General features: G+C 25.4%; 4 protein-coding genes and 1 pseudogene. 1 reads left to right on the top strand and 4 read right to left on the bottom strand.

The genetic code is table 11. The annotated features are described in order from the left end of the window. The 3 genes and pseudogenes from NSA58_RS18220 to NSA58_RS18210 all read right to left on the bottom strand — a co-directional run. Nucleotides 1-589, bottom strand: a 589-nt coding sequence (locus NSA58_RS18220; protein WP_257560794.1) for a PAS domain-containing protein, incomplete at its 3' end; no start/stop codon positions are given. 180 nt (nt 590-769) lie between these two features. Further along, a complete protein-coding gene (locus NSA58_RS18215; protein WP_039679991.1) occupies nt 770-1,111 on the bottom strand; it encodes a zinc ribbon domain-containing protein YjdM in 342 nt (113 codons plus the stop codon). Between the two features lie 381 nt (nt 1,112-1,492). Further along, nucleotides 1,493-1,852 (bottom strand): annotated as a pseudogene (locus tag NSA58_RS18210) (hypothetical protein); the annotation flags it as partial. A 70-nt stretch (nt 1,853-1,922) separates the two neighbouring features. On the opposite strand from NSA58_RS18210, the gene NSA58_RS18205 reads away from it, so the two are divergent. Continuing rightward, entirely contained in the window at nt 1,923-2,129 is a 207-nt protein-coding gene (locus tag NSA58_RS18205) for a hypothetical protein (RefSeq protein ID WP_242842731.1), read from the top strand. Here NSA58_RS18205 and NSA58_RS18200 read toward each other — a convergent pair. Further along, a partial coding sequence (locus NSA58_RS18200; protein WP_330652604.1) for a hypothetical protein occupies nt 2,126-2,881 on the bottom strand: 756 nt, incomplete at its 5' end. The genes NSA58_RS18205 and NSA58_RS18200 overlap by 4 nt on opposite strands.

Genomic DNA, 2,881 nt, shown 5'->3' with positions numbered 1-2,881 from the left:
ATCTTTCACAAAATATATCGTTTTCATTACTTAAGTAATTCTTTAAATTATCACCATTTTTATCTACTAAGAATAAATTTATACTTGTACATTTTATCATTGAATCTAGGTTTTTTAATATTCTACTTATAGCTTGAGTACACTCTATATCTTCTAATTCTTCCATATTACTAACAAATAAATTTTCTAATTCTTCATTGATTTTTTTACCATAGCTATATTCATTTGAAAATCCACTTATAAATTTTACATTTTCATCTTTATCTTTTATAGGAAATTTATATACCCTATAAAATTCATCCTTATCGCTATAGTATTCATGTTCATAAAATAGCTCTCTTTTCTCTTCTAAAACTATTTTATCTGTTTCATCACATTTACAACAAAATTCCTTAGGCCTAATTTCCTTATCTGATTTTCCTATTATATCTTCTTTATCTAGACCTATTTTATTAGCACCCCTTTTATTTATGTACACATGTTTTCCCTCTTTATCTTTTATCCAAACTTCATAAGGTATGTGCTCTAATATGCATTCTAAATCCTCTATTGTATATAACCTTTGGTCATCTTTAGATTTTTTGTCCATATTACTCTCCTTCAATACTTTTATATACGCCCTTTTTATTTTACATTTGTATGTTTGTTATTTAAATAATACCAAAATGCGCCTTTCATAAAAAGACTTTATTTTCATTATCTATACATATCAAGTGATTTTTTATAAAATAAAATAGAACTAGGTTTATACCTAGTTCTTATTTTTATACTATGCTTTTTTTACAACACTTGATTTTAGCTTCATAGCTCCAAAACCATCTATTTTACATTCTATATCATGTCCATCAGCAGCATCAGGAACTAAACGTATACTTTTAACTTTTGTTCCTATTTTTATAGAAGATGAAGCACCTTTTACTTTAAGATCTTTTATTACTGTTACAGCATCTCCATCATTTAATATATTTCCGTTTGCATCTCTTATTACATTCTCTTCTATAGCCTCTTCAGTTTGTGACCATTCATGAGCACATTCTGGGCAAACATATAAAGTTCCGTCTTCGTAAGTATATTCTGAATTACATTTAGGGCAATTTGGATAATTTTCCATAATATTATTTCCTCTCTTTCTTATGTCTAATTCTTAAATAGAATTTTTTATTTATATAATAGCTTTATAGCCTTTCATATTGTATCACATTTTTATAACTTAACAATATACCTCTATATAATTAGTTTATCTATTTTATCGTTTTTTATATAATTCCACATAGTTAAATAAGATTTTTATTTTTTAAATATAAATTAGTTTATCTATCTTTTTCATATATAAAAAGATTTATATGAACTTAGCATCTTGATATAATTCTCCAGCCAAATCTTTTAATAATATCTGATTAATTACTTTATATTTTCCATTTTCTCGTTTTAATACACCCTTTTTACATAATGTGTTAAACGTTCTAAGCAGGTGTCTATAACTGCATCCTAATCACTCTGCTATATTAATTAAATTTTCATCAAAATCAATATATGTATTTTCTTCATAAACTAATGATTCATTTATATAGCTAGATAATCTATTTTCCAATGGATAAAGTAAATTGATAGATCTATTCATACTGACAGCTGCTAGTTTTTCTGCTAAACTTTCACAAGTAAATTTTAAAAACTTTCTATCTTTAGTTAATTCTAATCTTACCTTTTCCATAGATATAGCTAAACAGTAACAAGTACTAAAAGCTTGAATTGTACCTGTTGAACTTTGATTTTTTACAACCTCTATATCTCCTATTACTCTAAAAGGTTTATAAAAAGCAAGAAGTGAGTTTCTACCATTAGGCAATGTTTTAAATACTTTTGCTTTAAATGCTCCATGGTTTGTTTATACCGGTGGACTTTTAGGTGTTATTATAGTTACTATGCTCTCTTTTTTATCTTCAAAGATTTCATCTTTTTACTTAACTTTATTGTTATTTATTGGTCAACTTTTCACAGGAATAATTATAAATGCTTTGTCTACAGGTAAAATTTCTTTTTACCAAGTAATTGGTGGAACTTTAGTAGTATTAGGTTTAACTTATAATTTATATATTGATAAAATAAATAGCAAAACCGTATCAGCTTAAGATACGGTTCTTTTTATAAAATCTATCATACTTTCTTTATTTTCTTCCAACTGAACTAACCTATTAACATTGGCTCCTGATGGATGAGGAAATCCCATAAGTATCTGATTTTCTTTAATAAATTTTTCATCTTTTAATTTGCATAATACCTCTTCAACAGCTTTTCCTAGTGGTATTAATAATATATCTTCAAAGTCATTTAGTTCATGTATTTCATTTATAAAATTCTCATAGATATATTTCATTAAAAAATCACTTTTTAATAGCTTAGGTGTATGGCCTGTATAGTTTTGCTTTTTCACAAAAACAGGATAAGGTATTAATGACATAGTATGCATTAAATAATCTTTTTTATCAAATAATTCACTACAGCTTTCTAAGCTTAGAGCTTCATTTAATTTTATTTCATCTAACATTGATATAATATTTTTTCTTAAACTTCCACTAAATCTGCCTGATACTTTGCACTTATACTGTATATCTTCTATGTCATCATTATTTTCTAATTCTTTTCTTGCAGTAGCTATTGACGTATTCATTTGTATAAATCCTGGTGTTATACCTATAATTAGTATTTTTGCCTTTGGGTTTATGTACTCATTATGTGGAGCGTAATATATTTCTATATTATTTTCTTTCTCTATTAAAAAATCTTCTATCAGCAATTCTTCTTTTGTATATTTATCTTTAATAGGAAGTTTTTCTATTTCCATTTTATAATCGTATAATGTTTTTTTCATGACATCTCCTAA

Origin of the sequence: Terrisporobacter muris (assembly GCF_024621905.1) — a bacterium.
Lineage (GTDB): Bacteria > Bacillota > Clostridia > Peptostreptococcales > Peptostreptococcaceae > Terrisporobacter > Terrisporobacter muris.
The sequence above is the reverse complement of the archived record's forward strand: the minus strand, read 5'-3'. Positions and strand labels throughout refer to the sequence as shown.